20 protein-coding genes and 1 riboswitch are annotated in these 21799 nt (G+C 68.2%); of the genes, 11 read left to right on the top strand and 9 right to left on the bottom strand.

All coding sequences use genetic code 11. The annotated features are described in order from the left end of the window. Positions 1-34: 34 nt before the first annotated feature. The 7 genes from E6C72_RS17055 to E6C72_RS17025 all read right to left on the bottom strand — a co-directional run bounded on the left by E6C72_RS17055 (position 35) and on the right by E6C72_RS17025 (position 7518). Positions 35-1396: a hypothetical protein gene (locus E6C72_RS17055; protein WP_109086909.1), complete on the bottom strand. Its 1362-nt coding sequence runs from the start codon at positions 1394-1396 to the stop codon at positions 35-37. A 126-nt stretch (positions 1397-1522) separates the two neighbouring features. After that, the gene (locus E6C72_RS17050) at positions 1523-2224 is read right to left on the bottom strand and encodes an ABC transporter ATP-binding protein (RefSeq protein WP_109086908.1); all 702 of its coding nucleotides are present in this window, start codon (positions 2222-2224) and stop codon (positions 1523-1525) included. Next, positions 2221-3888, bottom strand: coding sequence for an ATP-binding cassette domain-containing protein (locus E6C72_RS17045; protein ID WP_109086907.1), 1668 nt, complete (start codon positions 3886-3888; stop codon positions 2221-2223). The genes E6C72_RS17050 and E6C72_RS17045 overlap by 4 nt, the downstream gene beginning before the upstream one ends. Before the next feature lie 43 nt (positions 3889-3931). Beyond that, positions 3932-4804, bottom strand: coding sequence for a branched-chain amino acid ABC transporter permease (locus E6C72_RS17040; RefSeq protein WP_109086906.1), 873 nt, complete (start codon positions 4802-4804; stop codon positions 3932-3934). Between the two features lie 4 nt (positions 4805-4808). Continuing rightward, complete coding sequence (locus E6C72_RS17035; RefSeq protein ID WP_109086905.1) at positions 4809-5945, bottom strand: ABC transporter substrate-binding protein; 1137 nt, start codon at positions 5943-5945, stop codon at positions 4809-4811. 71 nt (positions 5946-6016) lie between these two features. Further along, positions 6017-6131, bottom strand: a riboswitch (TPP riboswitch). A gap of 33 nt (positions 6132-6164) precedes the next feature. Continuing rightward, a complete protein-coding gene (locus E6C72_RS17030) occupies positions 6165-7079 on the bottom strand; it encodes a DMT family transporter (RefSeq protein ID WP_109086904.1) in 915 nt (304 codons plus the stop codon). Between the two features lie 106 nt (positions 7080-7185). Beyond that, positions 7186-7518 (bottom strand): ferredoxin, encoded by a 333-nt coding sequence (locus E6C72_RS17025; protein WP_109086903.1) that lies wholly within the window; start codon positions 7516-7518, stop codon positions 7186-7188. A 185-nt stretch (positions 7519-7703) separates the two neighbouring features. Here E6C72_RS17025 and E6C72_RS17020 point away from each other — a divergent pair, with 185 nt between their 5' ends. The 6 genes from E6C72_RS17020 to deoA are packed head-to-tail and all read left to right on the top strand — an operon-like array spanning position 7704 to position 13244. After that, positions 7704-8846 carry an ABC transporter permease gene (locus E6C72_RS17020; RefSeq protein ID WP_109086902.1) on the top strand — a complete coding sequence of 381 codons (1143 nt, stop codon included), beginning with the start codon at positions 7704-7706 and terminating at the stop codon, positions 8844-8846. A gap of 3 nt (positions 8847-8849) precedes the next feature. Then, the gene (locus tag E6C72_RS17015; protein ID WP_109086901.1) at positions 8850-9824 is read left to right on the top strand and encodes an ABC transporter permease; all 975 of its coding nucleotides are present in this window, start codon (positions 8850-8852) and stop codon (positions 9822-9824) included. A gap of 4 nt (positions 9825-9828) precedes the next feature. Then, positions 9829-10248 carry a cytidine deaminase gene (gene cdd, locus E6C72_RS17010; protein WP_109086900.1) on the top strand — a complete coding sequence of 140 codons (420 nt, stop codon included), beginning with the start codon at positions 9829-9831 and terminating at the stop codon, positions 10246-10248. Positions 10249-10263: 15 nt separating this feature from the next. Continuing rightward, positions 10264-11097: a purine-nucleoside phosphorylase gene (locus tag E6C72_RS17005; RefSeq protein ID WP_109086899.1), complete on the top strand. Its 834-nt coding sequence runs from the start codon at positions 10264-10266 to the stop codon at positions 11095-11097. Then, on the top strand, positions 11094-11921 hold the full coding sequence (gene deoC, locus E6C72_RS17000) for a deoxyribose-phosphate aldolase (RefSeq protein ID WP_109086898.1): 828 nt from the start codon (positions 11094-11096) through the stop codon (positions 11919-11921). The genes E6C72_RS17005 and deoC overlap by 4 nt, the downstream gene beginning before the upstream one ends. Positions 11922-11924: 3 nt before the next feature. Further along, positions 11925-13244: a thymidine phosphorylase gene (gene deoA / locus E6C72_RS16995; protein ID WP_109086897.1), complete on the top strand. Its 1320-nt coding sequence runs from the start codon at positions 11925-11927 to the stop codon at positions 13242-13244. Positions 13245-13289: 45 nt separating this feature from the next. Here the strand turns inward: deoA and E6C72_RS16990 are convergent, their stop codons facing one another. Next, the gene (locus E6C72_RS16990; protein ID WP_109086896.1) at positions 13290-14483 is read right to left on the bottom strand and encodes a nicotinate phosphoribosyltransferase; all 1194 of its coding nucleotides are present in this window, start codon (positions 14481-14483) and stop codon (positions 13290-13292) included. Positions 14484-14889: 406 nt separating this feature from the next. On the opposite strand from E6C72_RS16990, the gene fliL reads away from it, so the two are divergent. From fliL to E6C72_RS16970, 4 genes are all read left to right on the top strand, one after another. After that, positions 14890-15399: a flagellar basal body-associated protein FliL gene (fliL, locus tag E6C72_RS16985; protein ID WP_109086895.1), complete on the top strand. Its 510-nt coding sequence runs from the start codon at positions 14890-14892 to the stop codon at positions 15397-15399. Positions 15400-15503: 104 nt separating this feature from the next. Beyond that, positions 15504-16871: a glutathione-disulfide reductase gene (gor, locus tag E6C72_RS16980; protein WP_109086894.1), complete on the top strand. Its 1368-nt coding sequence runs from the start codon at positions 15504-15506 to the stop codon at positions 16869-16871. A 155-nt stretch (positions 16872-17026) separates the two neighbouring features. Further along, positions 17027-17509, top strand: coding sequence for a hypothetical protein (locus tag E6C72_RS16975; protein WP_109086893.1), 483 nt, complete (start codon positions 17027-17029; stop codon positions 17507-17509). Positions 17510-17758: 249 nt separating this feature from the next. Then, positions 17759-18661 (top strand): manganese catalase family protein, encoded by a 903-nt coding sequence (locus tag E6C72_RS16970; RefSeq protein ID WP_109086892.1) that lies wholly within the window; start codon positions 17759-17761, stop codon positions 18659-18661. 27 nt (positions 18662-18688) lie between these two features. Here the strand turns inward: E6C72_RS16970 and E6C72_RS16965 are convergent, their stop codons facing one another. Continuing rightward, positions 18689-20053, bottom strand: a complete 1365-nt coding sequence (locus E6C72_RS16965; protein ID WP_109086891.1) for an AmpG family muropeptide MFS transporter — start codon at positions 20051-20053, stop codon at positions 18689-18691. A gap of 292 nt (positions 20054-20345) precedes the next feature. Between E6C72_RS16965 and E6C72_RS16960 the strand changes: the two genes are divergently transcribed. Beyond that, a complete protein-coding gene (locus tag E6C72_RS16960; protein WP_109086890.1) occupies positions 20346-21737 on the top strand; it encodes a class II 3-deoxy-7-phosphoheptulonate synthase in 1392 nt (463 codons plus the stop codon). The last annotated feature ends 62 nt before the right edge of the window (positions 21738-21799 follow it).

Below are 21799 nucleotides of genomic sequence, written 5' to 3'. Positions count from 1 at the left end.
CTAGGGACAATGGGCCGGAAGAGCGTGAGTTCCGTCAGGGCTTCGACGGCTGCGGCTTCGATTGCGGCTTCACCGTCGCCGGAGGAGGTGCGGCCGGGGTTGCCGGCGGCGCGGCGGGGGCCGGTGCAGGCGCCTGGGCGGCCGGGGTCTGTGCGGCTGGCCCCGGAGCAGCCGGCGTGGGTGCAGACTGAGCAGGAGCCGGCTGGGCAGGGGCCACATCCGTGGCGGCGGGTGCCGGAGCGACACCGGCACGGCGCAGCACCTGGGCGAGGTTGTCACGCACCTTGTCGGCCAGCACAACATCCTGTTCGCCGGCCTCGTGGAAGATCACGGTGAACAGCCGACGCTGCGACAGCAGGAAATTGAGTGTGACGTGCAGCTTGCCCTGCGACATCGCGCAATCGACCGATCCCGTGCGCAGCCAGACCGAACCCGCCTGCTCGGGCTGGTTCAGCGTGACGGTCGGCGTGCCTTCGCAGCGCTGCTTCATCGCATCGGCGAAGCTGTCGGACAGCTCGTCGATCTTGGCGCCCTCGCCCACCGCGCGTTCGCGGATGCCGCCGACGATGGGGCCGAAACGCCAGGCGACATCGGCCGGGCGGCGGTCCTGCGGGACATTGTCCATCGGCACCAGTTCAGCGTCATGGACACCGGCGGCGGTCAGCAGGCTGTCCAGCCCTTCCGGCAGGCGGTTCTTTCTGTCCTTCTCCGCCGGGCGGCCGGCGGCGACCTTGATCGGCGGGACGTTGCCGCCCTTGTCGACGCATGTCCGCAGGTCGGCCAGCACCTTCTTGGTGCCGGCCAGCTTGAAGACGATGCGGTCGCTGGCCGACGACACCACCAGTTCGTTACCGGCCATCAGGGCGTTGACCAGATCCTCGTCCTTGCCGTTGGAGACCACCAGCATGTCAGGCTGGGAGGCGACGGCGGTGCGTTCCCGCTTCAGCTTCTTGTCGACCTCGATGGTCACCGGCCATTCGCCGCCCTTGGGCAGGTCGGCGCCGGGAATGCCGATACCGATGTTGGTCTCGCCCTTCGGGCTGCGGGCGAACATAAGCACATGTCCGGAGGTGAATTCCCCCTCCACCACGCAATAGGCGAAGCTGCCGTCCTTCTTCTTGGCGGCTCCGCCGTCCCAGCTCTCGATCAGTTCGCCCGGCCCGTCGGGCTTGGCGGGAGCGGGGGCGGATGCGGACGGATTGGCCGGCGTATTGCCAGGTTTCGCGTCCTGCACCGGACCGCCGGGAACGACGATCTCGGCCTCCGGTTCGGGCAGGCCGTAATAGGCGGCGGGAGGAATCGTCGGCTGCACCGGCACCAGTTCGGCCATCGCCGGAGCCGACGCCACCCCCAGCAGGAGAAGCGCGGACAGCGATGCGGCGAAGCGGGCGGTCATGACGAGGTAGTCCATAGATGGTTGTGGCGGCGAAGCTATCCGCGCCTGCCCCCGTCCGCAAGCCCAACCGCCCGTCCTGTTGCAGGAGGCCGACACCTGTTGCACAGGACACGCAGGGGATTTGTGCTAACCACCGAAGAATGCTTCGCGCAGCGCCTGCTCAGACAGTGACTCCACCGGCCCATCGCCGATGACACGGCCGAGCCGCAACAGCACGGCGCGCGGGGCAACCGCCAGGGCGCGGGCGGCACTCTGCTCCGCCAGCAGCACGGCGGTGCCGGTGGCGGCGATGCGGCGGACGGCTGCGAACAGCTCGTCGGACAGCCTGGGCGACAGGCCGAGCGACGGCTCATCCAGAAGAAGCAGACGCGGCCGGCCCATCAGCGCGCGCCCAAGGCTCAGCATCTGCTGCTGGCCGCCGGACAGCCGCCACGCACTTTCCCCGCTCTTGCCCACAAGGTCAGGGAACAGGGCGAAGACGCGCTCGACATCCTGCGCGCGGTCGCGGGCGGCAGGCAGGCCGGCGACCTCCAGATTGTCGCGGACGCTCATGCCGGGAAAGACCCGCCGCCCTTCCGGCACATAGCCGATGCCGCGCCGCACCCGCGCCTCCGTCGCCAGCCCGCCGAGGTCGGCACCGTCGAACCGCAACTCTCCTTGTGCCGGCACCAGCCCGAGCAGAGCCTTCAGCAGCGTCGATTTCCCCGCCCCGTTGGCGCCGAGCAGCGCCACCGTCTCACCGGCCGCGATGCTCAGCGCAACATCGTCGAGCGCCGTGGCGCCGCCATAGCCGGCGGTCAGGTTTCTGATGGACAGCAGCGCGCTCATGCTGATGCCACCCGCCCCATGTAAGCGGCGGCCACCGCCGGATCGTGGCGCACGCAGCCGGCCGGACCGTCATAAATCGCTCGCCCACGGTCGAGGCACAGCACCCGGCCGGAGAGCGGCAGCAGGAACCCCATGTCATGTTCCACCAGCAGGATCGCCATCCCCTCCCCCGCCAGGTTGCGGAGCAGGGACGCCAATTCAGCCTTTTCGCCGTCGGTCAGACCGGCGGCAGGTTCGTCCAGCAGCAGCACCGCCGGCCGGCGGACCAGGGCACGGGCGAGTTCCACCCGGCGCCGAACCGCCGCCGGCAGCCCGTCGCAGGACTGTCCGGCAAGCCCGCCGACGCCCAGCCGGTCAAGCGCCCAGAGGGCATGCGCCTCGGCCATCGCAGCATCGGGATCGGTGGCGAGGCGGGCAGCGGCCACCGCCTCCAGCACGCCCGACCCTGTCGGCAGTGCCGCGGCCTGGAAGCTGCGGGCCAGCCCGGCGCGGGCCAGCCGGTCGGCGCGGGCGCCGGTGACCTCCCGCCCGCCGAGCCGCACCCGCCCGGCATCCGGCCGCTCCAGCCCTGACAGCAGGTTGATGACGGTGGATTTGCCGGAGCCGTTAGGGCCGATCAGCCCGGTGATGGTGCCCGGCCGCAGGTCCAACGACACCCCATCCACCGCGACCACGCCGCCGAACGACTTCCGCAAGCCCTCCACCGTCAAACCAGCCGACGGATCGGACGACCTGGGCGGTTCCTGCGCATCCGGGATTGGATGCGGCTTGCGGCCGAACAGGCGCGCCGCGATACGGTCGAGCACCCCGGTCAGCCCGGCCGGCGCCAGCACGACGGTCGCCAGCAGGGCGACGCCATAGACGACGAGATAGCCGCGCTCCAGGAAGCGGAACCATTCCGGCAGATGCAGCAGCAGCACGGCGCCCAACACCGCCCCGGCCATCCGCCCCCGCCCTCCGACGATGGCGATGGTGAGGATGGAGACCATCACTGGAAACTCCAGCACCTCCGGCGAGACGACGCGCTGGGTATGCACGGCCAATGCGCCGGCCGCTCCGGCGAACAGCGCGCTGATGCCGAAGGCGGCCAGCCGCAGACGCCCGACGTCCAGCCCCAACGTTGCCGCCGCCAGCGGATCGTCGCGCAGCATGGTCAGCGACCGGCCGAGCCGCCCGCGCGCCAGCCGCCAGCCGATCAGTCCGCCGAGCGCGACAAGCCCCCAGACCAGCCCGGCCATCGGCAGCCCGCGCGGCACCGTCCAGCCGAACAACACCGCCGCCGGCACCCCGGCCAGCCCGTTGGAGCCGCCGGTCAGCTCCGGCAGGTTGACCGCCAGCAGATGAAGCACCTGGGCGATGCCGAGGGTCGCCAGCGCGAAGTAATGCGACTCCAGCCGCAGCACCGCCAGCCCGACCGGCAGGGCCAGCAGCAGCGGCACCAGCATCGACAGCGGGAAGGTCGCCTCGAAACCGAGACCATAGCGGCTGCCGAGGATGCCGGTGACATAGGCGCCGATACCGAAAAAGGCCCCCTGTGCCAGCGACAGTGCTCCGCCCAGGCCAAAGACGATCTGGAAGCCGAAGGTCGCCAGCGCATAGACACCGGCGACGGTCAGAACGCGCAGGCCGTAGGGGGAGGCGAAGGCGAGCGCGTACACCAGCATGGCGAGGGCGCCTGCTATCAAGGGGATGCGCAACGGGGATCGCTCACCCACGACGTCGCACCGCTTCGCCGAACAGACCTTGCGGGCGCAGCACCAGAATCGCCAGCAGCGTCAGGTACAGGGCCCCCAGCGCCACCGGATATGAGAGCACCGACGACACCCCCACCTCGAACAGCGCGATCAGCAGAGCCCCGACCACCGCCCCCGGCACGGAGCCCCAGCCCCCGACCGTCACCGCGATGTAGGCTTTCAAAATCAGATCGCCGCCCGAAGTCGGCGTGACGAAATAGCGGTTGGCCAGCAGCAGCCCGGCCGCTCCGGCGCAGGCGGCCCCGATGGCGAAGGTCACCAGGATCATCGCGGTGACCGGCACGCCGCAGGCCCGCGCCATCTCCGGGTCCTGCGCCGTGGCGCGCAGCCGGCGGCCCAACTGGGTGCGGGCGAACACCCATTGCTGCACCCCGATCAGCAGCCCCGCCACCGCGACGATGGCGAGCGACTGCTCGGGAACCGCAAGCCCGGCGATATGGAGAGTGTCGTCGCCGAACAGCGGCGGTGCGGCGCGCGGCTCCGGCCCGAACAGGATGGCGGCGCCGTTCTGCAGGATGATGCCGACTGCGATGGTGCTGATGAAGACCGACACCGGCGGCCGGCTGCGCAGCGGCAGATAGGCCGCCAGCGCCAGCACAAGTCCGAGCGCCGCCATCAGGACCAGCACCGCTGGCAGCAGGGCGATGCCCGGCAGCGGGATCAGCGGCGCCAGCGCCACCGCCAGCAGCCCGCCGGCCATGACCAGATCGCCCTGGGCGAAATTCACCGCCGAGGTGGCGTTCAGCACCAGCACGAAGCCCAGCGCCACCAGGGCATAGGCGGCACCCAGCGCCACCCCGTTGACCAGCAGTTGAAGCGCCGCCATCCGCTCACTTCGCCGCAAGCGTCGGGTCGTCGTACCGTTTCACCAGCGCCGGCACGCGGCTGGTCCCGTCATAGCAGACGATGACGGCGGAATGGGCCATGTTGCCCTTGCCATCGGACTTGTAGGTCATGGCGAGGCCCTTGAAGGTCTCGGACGACAGGGCTTTGCGGATGGCGTCGGGCGTGCGGGCGCCGGCCTTCACCGCCTCCAGCACCATGGTCATGCCGTCATACTGGCCGAGCGCGAAGGCGTCCGGCTCCTTGCCGAAGGCGGCGCGGTAGGCGTCGGTGAAGGCCTTGACCTCAGGCGTGCCGCCCGAGATCGGCGAGGCCGCGGTCTCGGCACAGACGCCCTTGAGTTCGGCCGGTTCCAGCAGGGCGGCGGTGCTCGGCTGATGCATGGCGGAACCGGCGACGATCGGCAGGGTCACACCGCCGGACGCCGCCTGCCGCAGCAGCAGCGCGGTCGGGCCGGAATGCAGATGCAGCACCAGCACGTCGGGGTTGGCGGCCAGCGCCTTGGTCAGCACCGGCAGCAGATCCTTGGCCGCCGGGTCCACCCCCTCCTCGAAGACGGGCGTGACGCCCAGCGCCTTGAAGGCGGCGTCGAGATGGGCCTTGCCGCTCTGGCCATAGGCGGTGGTCTGGTAGATGACCGCCGGCTGGCGCTTGCCCAGTTCCTCCACCACATAGCGGGCATGGGCGGCCTTGGTCACGGCGTCACCGGGGAAGAAGCGGAAGACCCAGGGATTGCCCTGCTCGGTGATCGAGGCGGTGCCCGACACGGTGACCAGCGGCAGTTTCAGCTCATTCGCCAGCGGCAGCATCGCCAGCATCTGGGTGCCGAGCATGCTGGCGGCGACCGCGCCGACCGTGCCGCCGCCGGCCGCGCGTTCCAGCGCCGTCACCGCCGCTTCTGGCGAGGTGCCGGTGTCGACGATCTCGGATGCGATGGCCACGCCGGCAGGGGTCTGCTTCAGTGCCAGGACGGCGCCGTTGCGCTGGCTGGTGCCCTCCAGCGACAGGAATCCGGTCAGCGGCACCAGCACCGGGAAGGACAGCGTGTCGTCGGCCCGTGCCGCCGGGGACAGGCAGGTCGATGCCGCCAGCAGGCCGATCAGAAGGGAAAGCGCGCGCCGCATGACCGAAAACTCCTCAACACGCGCCGGCACCGGGGCGACGCGGATGAGACGGGACGTTTTGCAGGCGATCCGTCGGGTTCCGGTCGGCTCCCTTCGCCGGCATGACCCGGATCAGGTTCGATGGGTGTTGTCTCAGCCCGCACAGCCGCCGATCCGGTCTTTGCACAGGCACCCCAGCCTTGAACAGGCGGCGAGAGTGTCGCCGCCGGCCCTGTCCTGTCAAGCACCCAGCCGGCGGCGCGCCACCACCGTTTCACGATGCAGGATGTAGAGCCCGCTGCCGATGATGACCATGGCGCCGGCGATCACCGGCACGGTCGGCAGATCGCCGAACACCAGCCAGCCGAACAGACTGGCCCAGACCATGCCGGTATATTCGAAGGGCGCCACCGCCGCCGGCGGCGCGCGGCGGAAGGCCTGGGTCAGCAGAACCTGCGCTCCGGCGCCGATCGCACCGACCAGCGCCATCAGCCCGAGGGCGAAGACCGTCGGCGCCGTCCAGACCGGGACCGCGAGCGCACCGCTGACCACCGTCGTCGTGAGCAGCAGATAGAGCACGATCGATGCGCTGGTCTCCGTCCGCGACAGGCCGCGCACGGCGAGTGCCGCCAGTGCATAGAACAGGGCGGCGCACAGCCCGACCAGCACCGGCACCAGCGGGGCCCCGGCCGAGGGCTGCGCCATCACGACCACGCCGCCGAAACCGACCACGACAGCGGCCCAACGGCGCCAGCCCACCGGCTCCCCCAGCAGCGGAGCGGACAGTGCGGTGATGAACAGCGGTCCTGCAAAGCTCAGGACATAAACGTCGGCCAGCGGCAGCTCGCGGAAGGCATAGAAGAAGCAGCCCATCGAGATCAGCCCGGCAAAGGCCCGCCAGACATGCCCCCACGGCCGTTGCGTCCGCATTGCCGCAATCCCGCCGCCACGCCAAAGCGTATAGCCGCCCACCAGCAGGAGGGCGACCAGCGAGCGCACGAACATCAGCTGCGGCACCGGGTAATCGGCGGTCAGGAATTTGATGAGCGTGTCCATCGCCGCGAACAGCAGGATCGCGCCCAGGAAGCAGCCGACGGCATAGGGAACCGAATCGGCCTCGGCGGGCAGCAGGTCGGCGGTTTCGGCGTCGGTCATGGGAGATGTTCGGTACGGCAATGGCGGGGACTGCCCACATTATGGGCAAATGCACCGGCGTCCCAATGCCGCAACCGCAGGCCTGGTAGGCGTAACCTCCCTCACCTCACCGAGTCAGCACCATCACCAGCCGCTCCACCGGCACATCGTTGACCAGATGCGAGTCGACGATCTCGTCGATGTCCTCCGGCGTTTCCGGTCGGTACCAGATGCCTTCCGGATACACCACCATCAGCGGCCCGGCGGAGCAGAAGCCGAGGCAGCCGGTCATCGCCATGCCGACATCGGTGAGACCCTTGCCCTGGATTTTCTGATCGAGCCGCTGCCACAGCGGATGTGCGCCCTTGGCGGCGCAGCTGCCGCGCGGATGGCCGGGCGGGCGCTGCTGGGCGCAGCAGAAGACATGGTGGCGGAAGGTCCGCGGAATGTCGAGCGGCATCGGGCATGCTCCATAGCCATAAAATTTCTATGGGTAAGAAGCATGCCAGAATGCTGCGATGCGGCAAGACTTTTGTGACGCTTCCAAGTCCCGATGTCCGCTGGCTTTCCCACATCACGAAACGCTTGGTCGGCAGAGCATTGGCGGTTAAGAATCGCCGGCAAGGGGCAATCCAGGAGACGCCGGTGCTGCTGAGCGGGTCGGGGAAGGGTCAGCCGGGCGCCGTGCCGGGCTGGGTCGGGTATGCGCTGTTGCCGGTTCTCAACCTCGTCGCGGCCTTCGTGCTGTCGGGTCTGGTGATCCTGGTGATCGGCGAGAACCCGGTGGACGTTCTGTCGCTGCTGCTGTCGGAGGCTCTGGGCTATCCGGAGGCCATCGGCTACACCCTCTATTACACCACCGACTACATATTCACCGGGCTGGCGGTCGCCATCGCCTTCCATTGCGGCCTGTTCAACATCGGCGGCGAGGGACAGGCCTATCTGGGCGGGCTCGGCGCCGGGCTGGTGGCGCTGGCGCTGACCGGCTGGCCCTGGCCGGTGGTGGCGCTGCTGGCGGTGCTGGCGTCCGCTCTGTTCGGTGCCGCCTGGGCCTTCATCCCGGCCTGGCTTCAGGCCAAGCGCGGCAGCCACATCGTCATCACGACGATCATGTTCAACTTCATCGCCGCCTCGATCATGACCTGGCTGCTGGTGGACGTGCTGATCCGCCCCGGCAGCCAGTCGCCGGAAACGCGCGAGTTCGATCCCGGCGTCTGGCTGCCGTCGATGGACCGGGCGCTCGGCTGGTTCGGCATCGCGATTCCCGCGTCACCGCTTAACCTGTCCTTCCTGTGGGCGCTGGCCTGCTGCGCTCTGTTCCACATCTTCCTGCGCCGAACCCGCTGGGGCTACGAACTGCGCACAGTCGGCCGCAACGAGCGGGCGGCGGTCTATGCCGGCATCTCGCCGGCACGCAACATCATCATCGCCATGCTGATCTCGGGTGCCTTGGCAGGCTTCGTCGGCGTGAACGAGATCCTGGGCGTGCAGCACCGGGTGATCCTGAACTTCACCGGCGGCGTCGGCTTCGTCGGCATCGCCGTGGCGCTGATGGGGCGCAACCACCCGGTCGGGATCATTCTGGCGGCACTGCTGTTCGGGGTTCTGGCGCAGGGCGGCGGCCAGCTGTCCTTCGAATACCCCACGATCAACCGCGAGTTGGTGATGGTCATCCAGGGTCTGGTCATCCTGTTCGCCGGCGCGATGGAAAACCTGTTCAAACCGCAGGTCGAGGCGCTGTTCCGCCGCCGCGGCGGCACTGCCGCCGCCGAGACGGGAAGGGGTTGAGCGATGGAAGACGCGCTGCTTCTGGCCTTGCAGCTGCTGGGCGCCACCATCCGGGTGGCGACGCCGCTGGTGCTGGCCGCCTTCGCCGGCATGTATTGCGAGCGGGCCGGCGTGGTCGACATCGGGCTGGAAGGCAAGATGCTGGCCGGCGCCTTCTTCTCCGCCGCCGTCGCCTCCACCACGCTGAACCCCTGGCTCGGGCTGCTGGCCGGCATCGCCGCCGGCATGGCGCTGGCGATGGTCCATGGCTTCGCCTGCATCACCCACAACGGCAATCAGGTGGTGTCGGGGATGGCGATCAACATCCTGGTCGCCGGGCTGGCCCCGACCTTGGCCTATGCCTGGTTCCAGCAGGGCGGCCAGACCCCGCTGCTGCCCAACCAGGCACGTCTCCCCGCGGTGGAGCTGCCGGGGGTCGAGGCGCTGTCCGGCGTCCCGTTCCTGGGGCCGGTCTATCGCGAGCTGTTCAACGGCAACAATGTGCTGATCTGGGTGACGCTGGTGCTGGTGATCGCCACCCAGTGGGTGCTCTACCGCACCCGCTTCGGCCTGCGGCTGCGCGCGGTGGGCGAGAATCCGGCGGCGGTCGACACCGCCGGCCTTTCGGTGGCGAGGCTGCGGTATCAGGCGCTGCTGGTCACCGGCGTGCTGACCGGCATGGCAGGATCCTACCTGTCCACCGGCCATGGCGCCGGTTTCGTCCGCGACATGACCGCCGGCAAGGGCTATCTGGCGCTGGCGGCGCTGATCTTCGGCAAATGGCGGCCGGGTCCGACCCTGTTCGCCTGCCTGCTGTTCGCCTTCACCGACGCGGTGCAGGTCCGCCTCCAGGGCGTGGTCCTGCCGGGCATCGGCGTCATCCCGGTGCAGTTCATCCAGATGCTGCCCTATGTGCTGACCGTCCTGCTGCTGGCCGGCTTCGTCGGCAAGGCCATCGCCCCGAAGGCGAGCGGCATCCCCTATGTCAAGGAGCGCTGAGCCCATGGCCGAGCCGGCAGAGCTGTCGCGGCTGATCGAAGCGGCCCGCGCCGCGCGCGAGAACGCCCACGCTCCCTATTCCAAATTCAAGGTGGGCGCGGCCATCCTAGGCGACTCGGGCCGCGTCTTCGCCGGCTGCAATGTGGAGAACGCGGCCTATCCGCAGGGGCAATGCGCGGAATCGAGCGCCATCGGCGCCATGGTCACCGCCGGCGACCGCCGCATCCGCGCCATCGTCGTGATGGGCGGCGACGCCGGGGCGGAGGAGATCTGCACACCGTGCGGCGGCTGCCGCCAGCGCATCCGCGAGTTCGCGACACCGGAAACGCCGATCCACATCTGCGACCCGGCCGGCCTGCGCCGGACGTTCTCACTGGAAGCCCTGTTGCCCGAATCCTTCGGCCCCACCAATTTAGCCTTCTGAGCGGAGTTTCCCGACATGACCGCAGCCCGCGCCGCCGCGGACATCCTTCACCATGCCCCCGGCCATCGGCCGCGGGTCGGGATCGTGCTGGGCTCCGGCCTGGGCGGCATCGCCGACCGCATCGGCGATGCGGTCGCCATCCCCTACACCGACATCGCCGGCTTCCCCATCCCCAGCGTCTCCGGCCATGCCGGACGACTGATGGTGGGACAACTCGGCGGCGTCGAGGTCGCCTGCATGCAGGGCCGCGTCCATGCCTATGAGGGCAACGGCTTCGATGCGCTGAAGACCGCGGTGCGGGCGCTGAAGCTGGCCGGTTGCGACACGCTGGTGCTGACCGCCGCCGTCGGCTCGCTCCGGCTGGAGGTCGGCCCCGGCCGGCTGATGGCGATCAGCGACCATCTGAACCTGCTGGGCGCCAACCCGCTGACCGGCCCGAACGACGAGGTCTTCGGCGAGCGTTTCCCCAGCATGACCGACGCCTGGGATCCGGAACTGCGCACCCTGCTGAAGGATGTCGCCGCCGGCCTGTCGATCGATCTGTCGGAAGGCGTTTACGCAGCCTATCCCGGTCCGTCCTTCGAGACGCCGGCCGAGGTGCGGATGATGAAGATGCTGGGCGCCGACGCGGTCGGCATGTCCACCGTACCGGAATGCATCATCGCACGTCATTGCGGCCTGCGGGTCGTCGGCTGCGCCGTCGTCACCAATCTGGGCGTCGGGCTCGGCGATGGGCCGGTTGACCATCATCAGACCCTGACCGCCGCCTCGGCGGCAGCCGCCGACCTGGAGCGCCTGCTGGTCGGCTTCCTCGAACGCCTGCATGAGAAGGACGGGTCCCGGTCATGAAACTGTCTGCCGACCTGCAAAGCGCGCTCGACGCCAGCGCCAACGCCCCGTCCAACGCCGATCTGGCGCGCCGGGCCGTGGGCATGCTCGACCTCACCAGCCTTAACGGCGATGACAGCGACCGGGTGGTGCAGGACCTCTGCGCCCGCGCCGTCACGCCCGTGGGGCCGGTCGCCGCCGTCTGTGTCTGGGCACGCTTCGTCCCCACCGCGCGCAAGGCACTCGACGGCACGCCCGTCAAGATTGCCACCGTGGTCAATTTCCCGACCGGCGAGGCCGACGCCGCGGCCGTGGCTGCCGAGACGCGGCGCGCCATCGCCGATGGCGCGGACGAGATTGACGTGGTGTTGCCTTATAAGGCCTTCATCGACGGCGCCCGCACCCAGCCGATCAATGTGGTGAAAGCCTGCCGCGAGGCCTGCGGCGACAAGGCCCTGATGAAGGTGATCCTGGAATCGGGGGCCTTCCCCGACGCCGACCTGCTGGCCTGGGCGGCGCGCGACGCCATCGCCGCCGGCGCCGATTTCCTGAAGACCTCCACCGGCAAGACCCAGCCGGCTGCCACCCTGCCGGCGGCGGCGGTGATGCTGGACAGCATCTATGAATCGGGCAAGCAGGTCGGCTTCAAGGCGTCCGGCGGCATCCGCGACACGGCCGAGGCGGCACGCTATCTGGCGCTGGCCGACCGCATCCTGGGCGATGGCTGGGCGACGCCGAACACTTTCCGGTTCGGTGCCTCCAGCCTGCTCGATTCGCTGCTGGCGGCAGCCGGGCATGGAGAGCAGGAAGGCGAACGTGAACCGGCTCCGGCGGGAGGGTACTGAACCATGCTTCCGCAGGAAATCGTCCGCGCCAAGCGCGACGGCCAGCCGCTTGACGCCGCCACCATCCAGGACTTCGTCCGTGGCATCACCGATGGCCGGGTGTCGGAGTCCCAGGCGTCGGCCTTTGCCATGGCCGTCTTCTTCCGGGGCATGAGCCTGGACGAGCGGGTGGCGCTGACCCGCGCCATGCGCGATTCGGGCACGGTGATGGAGTGGCGGTCGCTGGACCTGCCCGGTCCGGTGATCGACAAGCATTCCACCGGCGGCGTCGGCGACAAGGTCAGCCTGATCCTGGCGCCGATGCTGGCCGCCTGCGGCGGTTTCGTGCCGATGGTGTCCGGCCGCGGCCTCGGTCACACCGGCGGCACGCTCGACAAGTTCGAGAGCATCCCCGGCTATCGCGCCAAACCCGACAATGAGTTGCTGCGCCGGGTGGTGAAGGAGGTCGGCTGCGCAGTGATCGGCGCCACCGACGACATCGCTCCGGCCGACAAGCGGCTCTACGCCATCCGCGACGTGACGGCGACGGTGGAGTCGCTCGACCTCATCACTGCGTCGATCCTGTCGAAGAAGCTCGCCGCCGGGCTGGATGCGCTGGTGATGGATGTAAAGTTCGGCAGCGGCGCCTTCATGCAGCGCTTTGAGGACGCGGAGGCGCTGGCCGACAGCATCGTCACCGTGTCGAAGGGCGCCGGCCTGCCGGCAGTCGCCCTGCTCACCGACATGAACGAGGTGCTGGGCCGCAGCGCCGGCAACGCGCTGGAGATGCGCGAATGCCTCGCCATCCTGCGCGGTGAGCCGGCCGAACCGCGGCTCTATGAGGTGACGGCGGCGCTGGCGGCGGAACTGTTGGCGCTGGCCGGACTGGCGCCGGATGCCGCGGCCGGGCGGGCCATGGCCGACCGCTCGATCGCCAGCGGCGCGGCGGCGGAGCGCTTCGCCCGCATGGTGGAAGCGCTCGGCGGGCCAGCCGACCTGCTGGAACAGCCGGACCGCCATCTGGAGAGCGCGCCCATCGTTCGCCCGGTCTTCGCCGAGCGGGCCGGCCTCGTCGGAACCATCGACACCCGTGGGGTCGGCATGGCGGTGGTGGCGCTGGGCGGCGGGCGGACCAGGACGACCGACGCCATCGACTTCGCCGTCGGCTTCGACGAGGTGGCCGGGCTGGGCGACGCGGTGGGGCCGGACGAGCGCCCGCTGGCGATCCTGCACGCCCGCACCGAGGCACAGGCCGACGAGGCGGAACGCCGCCTGCGCGCGTCGGTCAGGGTGACGGACACGGCACCGGTGCGCGGGCCGCTGATCGCCAAGCGTTTGGGGTGAGCCTGTCGCTCCCTCTCCCAAGGTGGGAGAGGGAGCGACCGCGGCTTACCGCCGGAACAGGAACTCGCGGCCGACCTTCACGCGGCGTTCGCCGTCATACTCGATGATGTCGGCGGTCGCGTAGGTTTCGGTCCAGCGCTCGGGCAGGTAGCTGCCGGTGCCGATGACGTCCACCGGGGCGTTGGCCTCCGCCATCAGGCGGCATTTGGCCGGGCCGAAGCCGCTGCTGGCGACGATCTTCACCGCCGGGAAACCGGCCTCGTCCAGCCGTTCGCGGACGTAATGGATCGCGGCGGCCGACACGCCGGTGCCGATCAGATAGCGCAGCTGCGTCTCGTCGCGATAGCCGCGGATGGCGTGCGGCGCATGGCGTTCCAGCACAGCGTAGGAGCCGGGCGGGTCCAGTCCCTCGACGAAACGGCCGCCGGGGGTATCGAGCCGCAACGAGAGCTTGCCCTGGGCGGCCAGCTGCGGGAAGCGGCGGCAGACCTCCAGCCCATCCGTGATCTCGCGGCCGAAATAATCGACCAATACGGTCAGCGGCAGGTCGGGGAAGGTCTCGTGGAACATCTCCGCCGCGCGCACGGTCGAGCCGGCATAGCCGATCAGGGCGTGCGGCATGGTGCCCATGCCGCGCTCCTGCCCGAAATAGGGGGCGGTGGCGTCGGTGGCGTTGCCGACGAAGCCCTTGGCGCCGACCTTGCGCTTGGCCCGGTCGGAGCCGACGGAGGCGGCATAGGCCATCATCTCCGCCATTTCCGTCCCCGCACAGTGGCGGGCATCCATGGCGAGGAATGCGACCTTCGGCAGGTCGGCGCACATGGTGAAGGCGTTGTAGGCGGCGACGCTGGCCGGCCCCAGCTTCTGCAGCAGGATCGTCTCGCAATCGACCAGATGGTAGAAGGAGCCGGTGATGTACATGATCGGCTCGCCGGCGCCGACCCATTTGCCCTCGGGATAGTTCAGCTCGATCTGGAAGGTCGTGTTGCGCTCGCGCGCCACCGACTCCAGCCATTCCACCGCCAGACGCGGGGCGCAGACCACCGGGCGCCGCATGAAGATGGCGTAGGTGACGGTCTTGTCGCCGAACTTGCCCACCGCTTCCTTGGTGCGGCGGAAATAGGTGTCCGTCCAGTCGGGAACCGCGGCGGAGGGCGGGAGAAGAGCCGTCGGCCCATTTCCGGCTTTCCGGCTGCCAGCTGATTGATTGCCAGCTGATCGGTTATCGGTGTCGCTCATACCCGTCACCCTCGCCTTTCGCCCCGTGTCTGCACGTATCCGCGCCTATGTGTGCGCAGGACGTTTCAGTGCTTCGTCGTCGATGGTCCGGCCCCCGGACTGGGCAGCCGGCCGGTTGTGTTGGAATCCCAGCATTATACGCCCCGGGCGGGCGGGGGAAGAGGCTTCCCACTCTGTCAACCGGCGGCGGATGGCTGGGTTGCATTTTTCATGCGGAAAAGCGGGCGGCCGCATCCGTCGAGTAGATCAAATACCGGTAAAAAATACTTCATAGCCCCAAAGTTCAACACCACGCTCTCCCCGGCAATCCAAGCAAAAACCAGATAAAATACCTTTATTTGACCTACCACTTCCGCGCTTTTAGAGTAACAACAGCATCTCATCGGCAACAATCAGGCAGGGCGGAATGACCAAGGCAGCGATGTCCGCCGAAGCGGAGTTCGCCGAACCCATTCAGGGCACCCTGCCCTCGTTCGAGGGAACCGGAAACCGCATCATTCTGGCGTTGCTGGGATTGATGCTGGCCTTTGCCGGTGCCGGAGCCGGTGGTGCGCTGCTGCTGCGTCCGATGCCCGCCCAGGGCGCCCATCCTCCCGCACGGATCGAGGCGTCGCAGGCCGTTTATGCCGCCTTGCCCACCCTGACCGTCACGCTGAACGACGGCCGCCGCCTGCAGGAACTGCGGCTGCGCGCCGTCTTGGAGTTCGATCCGGCAACCCCGATGGAGGCGGTCACGCCGCACCTGCCGCGCATCGCAGACGCCATTGGCCGACGCCTGCTGGAGGTCGACCCGGCTGAACTGCGCGGTGCCGACGGACAGGTCTACGTCAAGGACGCGCTGCGCTATCTTGCCAACAAGACCATGCGGCCACTGAAGCTTCGACAAGTGCTGATCCAGGACATGCTGCTGCGCTGAGGGCGCGCTTCCCAACGGACCTTGCCACCCCATATCCTGCCGGACCACGATAGCTCGTGGGAACCATTCGTGGGATATGGGTCCAGTTGCGGAAGGAGACGGCCGTGGCCGAGTTCGATTTCGACCTCTTCACCATCGGGGCGGGGTCAGGCGGTGTCGCCGCCAGCCGGCGCGCGGCGTCCTATGGCGCCAAGGTGGCGATCTGCGAGGGCAGCCGCGTCGGCGGCACCTGCGTGATCCGCGGCTGCGTGCCGAAGAAACTGCTGGTCTACGCCGCACAGTTCCGCGATGGCTTCGAGGATTCCGCCGGCTATGGCTGGAGCGCGCCGATGGCGTCCTTCGACTGGGAGACGCTGATCGCGCGCAAGGATCGCGAGATCGACCGGCTGAACGGCATCTACATCAACATGCTGAAGAATTCCGGCGTCACCCTGTATGAGGGGTTCGGCCGGATCGTCGACCGCCACACGGTGGAGGTCGACGGCAAACGCTACACCGCCCGCAACATCCTGATCGCCACCGGCGGCTGGCCGTCGCTGCCGCCGGTCGAAGGGATCGAGCATGCCGTGACCTCCAACGAGGCGCTGCATCTGGAAAAGCTGCCCCACTCCGTCCTGATCATCGGCGGCGGCTACATCGCGGTGGAGTTCGCCAGCATCTTCCGCGGCCTGGGTGCCGAAGTGACGCTGATGATCCGCGGCGACGATCTGCTGAACGGCTTCGACGACGACATCCGCGTCGCCCTGGCACAGGAAATGCGCAAGCGCGGCGTCAACATCATCTCGCGCTGCAAGCCGGCGAAGCTGGAAAAGGGTCCCGGCGGCTATACCCTGACCGACCATATGGGCCGCGAGCATTCGGCCGGCTTGGTGATGGCCGCCACCGGCCGCCGCCCGAACACGAAGAATCTGGGCCTGGAGGAGGTCGGCATCACGCCGAACGAGGCCGGCGCGGTTCCGGTCGACGAATGGTCGCGCACCGCCATCGACAACATCTATGCCATCGGCGATGTGACCGACCGCATGGCGCTGACCCCGATCGCCATCGCCGAGGGTCGGGCACTGGCCGAGACGCTGTTCAACGACAACCCGATGCGCATCGGTTACGACAACGTGCCGACCGCCGTGTTCTCGCTGCCGCCGCTTGGCACCGTCGGCCTGACCGAGATGCAGGCCCGCGCCAAATACCCTCAGATCGACATCTACAAGGCGGGCTTCCGCCCGATGAAGCACACCTTGTCCGGTCGGGACGAGCGGGTGCTGATGAAGCTGGTGGTGGATGGCGAAAGCCAGCGCGTGCTGGGCTGCCACATGATGGGCATGGACGCGCCGGAGATGATGCAGGCGCTGGCCATCGCGCTGAACTGCGGCGCCACCAAGCGCGATTTCGACCGAACCATCGCCCTGCATCCCTCCACGGCGGAGGAATTCGTCCTGATGCGCGAGAAGGCGGAGCCGGAAAAGAAGATCTGAACGGGTGGTTGCACCGCGTGGAACCATGGGCGGAGCTCCCCGCTCATGGTTCCATTGCTTTTCACCGTGAAGAGTCAGAAAAAGCCCTGGACCTATCCCGATTGTAATACCTACCATAGTGGTACATATAATTTTCCCAGGGAATGGTTCGAAACATGCGCGGAATTTTTGCAGCGGCTGCCTGCATTGCGGCGTTCGCCTCTGTCGGTGCGGCTCAGGCCCAGACCAAGATCGGCGTGTGGGACGTCAAGATCGACAAGGACTGCGCCATCAGCCAGGAATGGAAGACCGAAACGAAGGATACCGCCACCATCGCCCTCGCCTACACGAACAAGGGGCAGGCGATGGTGCTGATTTTCGGCGATTCCGCCTGGAAGCTGAAGGAGAAGGAAGACCTCACCATCTCCCTGTCGGTCGACAAGAAGTGGAGCGACAAGATTCCGGGTGCCGCCATCGACAAGACGATGGCCGTGGTCGGCATCCCGGCAACCTCCAAGGTGGTCGACGCCTTGATGAACGGCCGTGAACTTTACATGGAAATCGACGGCAAGAGTGACGATTACGCCTACACCTATTACCTCGACGACACCCGCAAGGCGATTTCCGCCCTGGAAGCCTGCCGCGCCCAGGCACAGTAACCGAAACGGCAAGGCCAGCGGGGCGTCCGACATCTGCGGGCGCCCCGCTGGCCTTGCCAAATCCGCACGGAAGGCAATGGGTGCGGCCACCGTTAGGATCAATCCGTCAAACACTCCGATACAGGCATTTCTCCTGGAACGCTTCTAAAGATCCTCGGTTGAGGGCAGGGAGCGATCCGGTCCGGACCCGGTCGCACCGATCCGCGGCCCCTGCAAAGCGGGCCATCTGACGCAGGAGGAATCCCTCGCATGTTCATGCACAACAAAAAGCTCATGTACACGGTCCGCGTGTCTGAGCCGAATCCGGTGCTCGCCAGCCTGATGCTTGAGCAGTTCGGCGGCCCGCAGGGCGAACTGGCCGCGGCCATGCGCTATTTCACCCAGGGTCTGGCCGATGAGGATCCGGGCCGCAAGGACATGCTGATCGACATCGCGACCGAGGAACTGAGCCACCTTGAGGTGATCGGCTCCATCGTCGCCATGCTGACCAAGGGCGCCAAGGGCAAGCTGGCCGAGGGGGCGGAGGCGACCGCCGACCTCTATGCCAACATCACGCAGGGCAACGGCAGCCACACTCTGTCGCTGCTCTATGGCGGCGGTCCGGCCCTGGTGAACTCCGCCGGGCAGCTGTGGACCGGCGGCTACATCGACAGCATCGGCGAGCCGACGGCCGATCTGCGCTCCAACGTCGCCGCGGAGGCGCGCGCCAAGATCATCTATGAGCGCCTGATCAACGTCACCGACGATCCCGGCGTGAAGGATGCGCTGGGCTTCCTGATGACCCGAGAAATCGCACACCAGAAGAGTTTCGAGAAGGCGCTTTACGCCATCGACAACAACTTCCCGCCGGGCAAGCTGCCAGGCAAGCCGGAATACACCGACAAGTATTACAACATGAGCCAGGGCGAGGGCGACATGCGCGGCCCCTGGAACCAGGGCGCCCAGTGGGAATTCGTCGACGTCAAGATGGGCGACGCCCCGGTCAACGGCGGCGACGGCAATCCGACGGTGAAGCTCGCCGCGTCGGAACTGGCGGCGGTCAATGCCGTGGCCGCCCGCACCATGTCGAAGCCGGACGCCGATCCTCTGACCGGCGCCGACCTGGGCGCCGGGCCGGGCGCCGGCAAGACCAAGTCCACCACCGGGGGCTGACAGGCTGTTCCGGCAAAGCCGTCCCCGTCACTGCGCGGGGACGGCGGCCTCTTCCTCGCGCCGGTGCAGGCCCATCAGCCAGACCAGCAGGCAGAGCGCCGGGACGGCGCCGGCCATCGACAGCAGGAAGAAGCTGACCCAGTCCATCCGCTCCGCCAGCCAGCCGGAGGAGGCGCCGAACAGGTCGCCGCCCAGCTTGTACAGGCTGGAGAGCAGCGCATACTGGGTCGCGGTGTAAGCGACGTTGCACAGGCTGGACAGATAGGCGACGAAGGCCGAGGTGGCGATGCCGGCGCAGACATTCTCCACCGCCACGGTGACCGCCAGCATCGACACGTCGTTGCCGCTCCAGGCCAGCACGACATAGCCGAAGTTCGACACCATCTGCAGGATGCCGCCAACCATCAGGCCGCGCAGCATCCCGACCTTCCCCACCAGCAAGCCGCCCAGCAGGCCGCCGGCAATCGTCGCCCACAGGCCAAACAGCTTGCTGACCGTGGCGATCTCCGCCTTGGTGAAGCCCAGGCTGATGTAGAAGGTCGAGGACATCTGGCCGGCCAGCACCTCCCCCAACTTGTAGCTGGCGATGAAGGCGAGGATCACCACCCAGCCCCGCCGCTCCATGAACTGGGCGAAGGGCGCCACCACCGCACCGTAAATCCAGGCGAGCACCACGGCGCTGCGGCCCGACAGGTGGGGCCGATGCGACAGCCATTCGGCGATCAGCTTTTCGCGGGCGTTCGGCGGCGGTTCCTTCGGCTCGCGGCACAGCAGGATGGTCGCCATGCCGACCAGGACCAGCCCGGCCATCACCTCATAGGCCGTGCGCCAGCCCCAGAACTCCGCGACATAGAGGGCGCCAGCCCCCGCCGCCATCATGCCGAAGCGATAGCCCAGCACCAGCACCGCAGCACCAGCCGCCTGCTGATGCTCCTCCAGCACCTCGACGCGATAGGCGTCCACGACGATGTCCTGGCTGGCGGAGCAGAAGGCGACCAGCACGGCGCACATCGCCGTCCACCACAGATCCTGCCCCGGGCTGGTGCTGCCCAGCCCCAGCAGCGCCGCCATCAGCGCCGCCTGCGCCGTCAGCGCCCAGCCGCGCCGCCGCCCGAACAGCCGCGTCATCACCGGCAGCCGCAGCCGGTCGATCAGCGGCGCCCACAGGAATTTCAGCGCATAGGGCATGGTGACCAGCGCGAACAGCCCAATGTTGGTCCGGCTGACGCCCTGCTCGGTCAGCCAGACATTCAGCGTCCCTCCGGTCAGCGCCAGCGGCAGCCCTTCGGAAAAGCCAAGGAACAGGATCGCCAGCACGCGCGGGTCGCGGTAAACCGCAAGGGCCTGCCCCCAGGAAGACAGGCGTTCCGCCTGCCAGGATGTCGCTTTCACCGGGGAGGCTCCTCTCAGGCGCTTGGTCGGTCTCCTTCGATGTATAGCGGCGGCACGCGCCTGCCGCCAACAGCCCATATATTTCAGGTCGACGCGAAGTTCCTTTCATCTGAAATCACCCCCGGTGGCAGGCGGCATATCCCGGCGGCACAGCATTGCCGGGATGCCGGCCGAAACTGTGGAAAAGTTACCGCGAGTCGCGCTATAGAGTACCCCCCACGGGTTTCGCCGCCGGTCGTTCGCCGCCCGCCCGGCCCCCGTTCCGCAATCGTCAAGGAAGAGCAGGCGCGTCATGGTCGAGCGTTGGACACCCGCCAGTTGGAGGACGAAACCGGCGAAGCAGATGCCGACTTATCCCGACCAGTCCAAGGTCGAGGCGGTCGAACAGCGTCTGTCCTCCTATCCGCCGCTCGTCTTCGCCGGCGAGGCCCGCCGGCTGAAGGCCAAGCTGGCCGAGGCCGCCGCCGGCCAGGCCTTCCTGCTGCAGGGCGGCGACTGCGCCGAGAGCTTCGCCGAGTTCCACCCCAACAACATCCGCGATACCTTCCGCGTCCTGCTGCAGATGGCCGTGGTGCTGACCTTCGGCGCCTCGATCCCGGTCATCAAGGTCGGCCGCATGGCCGGCCAGTTCGCCAAGCCGCGCTCGGCCGACATGGAGGCGATCGACGGGGTGGAGCTGCCGTCCTACCGCGGCGACATCATCAACGGCTTCGACTTCACCAGCGACGCCCGCGTTCCCGACCCGGAACGCATGATGCAGGCCTACACCCAGGCCGCCGCGACGCTGAACCTGCTGCGCGCCTTCGCCCAGGGCGGCTATGCCGACCTGCACAAGGTCCATCAGTGGACGCTGAGCTTTGTCGAGAAGTCGCCGGCCGGCGAGCATTTCCAGGAGCTGGCCACCCGACTGGACGAGACGCTGGCCTTCATGGCCGCCTGCGGCATCACTGCGGAAACCACGCCGCAGATCCGCGAGACCGACTTCTTCACCAGCCACGAGGCGCTGCTGCTGCCGTTCGAGCAGGCGCTGACCCGCGTCGACAGCACCACCGGCGACTGGTACGACGTGTCGGCCCACATGCTGTGGATCGGCGACCGCACCCGCCAGCCCGACGGCGCCCATGTCGAGTTCCTGCGCGGCGTGAAGAACCCGATCGGCCTGAAGTGCGGCCCGACCACCGACCCGGACGAGCTGATCCGCCTGATCGACATCCTGAACCCGACCAACGAGGCCGGGCGTCTGACGCTGATCGTGCGCATGGGCTCCGACAAGGTGGCGGAGAAGTTCCCGCCGCTGCTGCGCAAGGTCCAGCGCGAAGGCCGCACGGTGGTGTGGTCCTGCGACCCGATGCACGGCAACACGATCAAGTCGACCACCGGCTACAAGACCCGCCCCGTCGAGCGGGTGCTGGCCGAGGCGCGCGGCTTCTTCGAGGTGCATCAGGCCGAGGGCACCCATGCTGGCGGCGTGCATTTCGAGCTGACCGGCCAGGATGTGACGGAATGCACGGGCGGCGCCCAGGCGATCACCGATCACAATCTGGCTCTGCGCTACCACACAGCCTGTGATCCGCGCCTGAACGCCAGCCAGTCGCTGGAGCTGGCCTTCCTGCTGTCGGAGAAGCTGAAGGCGGGCCGCCAGTCCCGCGACGCCCAGCGCCGCGCCGCGGTGGCGGCGGAGTAAGCCCCCACCGAAAAGGTCCGGCGAAAAGGTCCGACAGAGAGAAAAGGGGGCGTTCCCGCCCC

It is taken from the genome of Azospirillum sp. TSH100, assembly GCF_004923295.1.
Classification (GTDB): Bacteria; Pseudomonadota; Alphaproteobacteria; order Azospirillales; family Azospirillaceae; genus Azospirillum.
Note: the sequence above shows the minus strand (reverse complement) of the source record. Positions and strands in the feature narration are given on the sequence as shown.